The sequence below is a fragment of the Oceanicola sp. S124 genome, assembly GCF_000220565.1.
GTDB lineage: Bacteria > Pseudomonadota > Alphaproteobacteria > Rhodobacterales > Rhodobacteraceae > Pseudooceanicola.
Genome location: NZ_AFPM01000055.1, coordinates 1 through 1,754, shown reverse-complemented (window position 1 = coordinate 1,754; position 1,754 = coordinate 1). Strand labels below are relative to the sequence as shown.

The following is a 1,754-nucleotide window of genomic DNA, read 5'->3' as shown; positions in this document are numbered from 1 at the left end:
GCGCGCATGTGGAGGGGCGCCCCTTTGCGGGAGGGCGCCGCCCGACTGTTGTGGCCGGACTGATCGGCGCAGTGGGTCAGCCGCGGAAGAAGCCTTCGTAGATCGGTTCCAGCGTGCCCTGCTCGAAGAGCGAGGAGACCGAGGTGCCGTTCCAGATGTTGAGGATCGCCTGGGCGAACATCGGGGCGGTTGGCAGCACGCGGATCTTCTCGCAGGCCTGCACCGGTGCGCTGGCGGCGATCGAGTCGGTGATCACCAGGTTTTCCATCACGGAATTGGTGATCCGCTGCACCGCGGGGCCGGAGAGGACGCCGTGCGAGATGTAGGCATGGACCTCTTTCGCGCCGAAGTCGAGCAGCAGCTCGGCGGCCTTGCACAGCGTGCCGGCGGTGTCGCACATGTCGTCGACGATGACGCAGATCTTGTCCTTCACATCGCCGATGACGGTCATCTCGGCCACTTCGCCGGGCTTCTCGCGGCGCTTGTCGACGATCGAGAGCGGCGCGTTGATCCGCTTGGCTAACTCGCGCGCGCGGGCGACGCCGCCGACGTCGGGAGAGACCACCATGATCTCTTCCAGCCGGTCGTGGAACTTTTCCTTGATGTCGAGGGCGAAGATCGGGCTGGCGTAGAGGTTGTCGACGGGGATGTCGAAGAAGCCCTGGATCTGGGCGGCGTGCAGATCCATGGTCAGCACGCGCTCGACACCGGCCTCGACCAGCATGTTGGCGACCAGCTTGGCGCTGATCGGCGTGCGGGCCTTGGTGCGGCGGTCTTGGCGGGCATAGCCGAAGTAGGGGATCACGGCAGTGATGCGGCTGGCCGAGGAGCGGCGCAGCGCGTCGGTCATGATCAGCAGCTCCATCAGGTTGTCGTTGGCCGGGTTCGAGGTCGACTGGATCACGAACATGTCCTCGCCACGGACGTTCTCGAAGACCTCGACGAAGATCTCGCCGTCGTTGAAGCGCTCGACGCGGGCATCGACCAGGCCGACGTTCATGCCGCGGTGCATCGACATGCGCCGGGCGATGGAAGTCGCCAGCGGCATGTTCGAATTGCCCGCGATCAGCTTGGGTTCGATGATGTTCGGCATAGGAGTGTCTCCGGGAGGCAGCGGCCCGCGAGGGCTCGGAATGACAGATTCGTGACGTTGATCACGCCTTAGCACCCCGGTAACGTCTTGCCAAACGACACGCCGGGGGAGGGACCCATGAGCCACAGGATCGACTACTACTTCACGACGATTTCGCCCTGGACCTACCTGGCCGGCGACGGGCTGGAGCAGATCGCCGCCCGCACCGGTGCCGAGATCCGCTACAAGCCCGTCGACCTGATGAAGGTCTTTGCCCAGACTGGTGGCCAGCCCCTGGGCGAGAGGCCGCAGGCGCGCCGCGACTACCGGATGCAGGAACTGCGCCGGGCGAAGGTGAAGACCGGGATGGACCTGGTGCTGGAGCCGGCCTTCTTCCCGACCAACCCCGCGCCCTCGTGCTACGCCATCATCGCCGCCGACAAGGCGGGCGGGGGCGATACCGGCCTGCTGGTGCGCAGCCTGCTGCGCGCCTGCTGGGCGGAGGAGAAGAACATCGCCGAGGACGCGGTGATCCGCGAGGCGCTGTCGGGGGCAGGCTTCGACCCGGGGCTGGCCGACAGCGGCCTGCTGACCGGGGCCGAGATCTTTGCCCGCAACACCGAGGATGCGGTGGCCGAAGGGGTTTTCGGCTCTCCGTTCTACGTGGTCGACGGGGTCGAGC

At 66.4% G+C, this 1,754-nt stretch carries 2 protein-coding genes; one reads left to right on the top strand and one right to left on the bottom strand.

The window, feature by feature from the left end; all coding sequences use genetic code 11:
- Nucleotides 1–76 precede the first annotated feature (76 nt).
- Nucleotides 77–1,093 (bottom strand): ribose-phosphate pyrophosphokinase, encoded by a 1,017-nt coding sequence (locus OS124_RS0104950; protein ID WP_010138258.1) that lies wholly within the window; start codon nt 1,091–1,093, stop codon nt 77–79.
- 117 nt (nt 1,094–1,210) lie between these two features.
- Here OS124_RS0104950 and OS124_RS23725 point away from each other — a divergent pair.
- A partial coding sequence (locus tag OS124_RS23725; RefSeq protein WP_010138257.1) for a 2-hydroxychromene-2-carboxylate isomerase occupies nt 1,211–1,754 on the top strand: 544 nt, incomplete at its 3' end.

What these genes read in the sequence shown, in the direction of transcription:
- OS124_RS0104950 (WP_010138258.1), bottom strand. Translation starts at nt 1,093, where the DNA reads ATGCCGAACATCATCGAACCCAAGCTGATCGCGGGCAATTCGAACATG.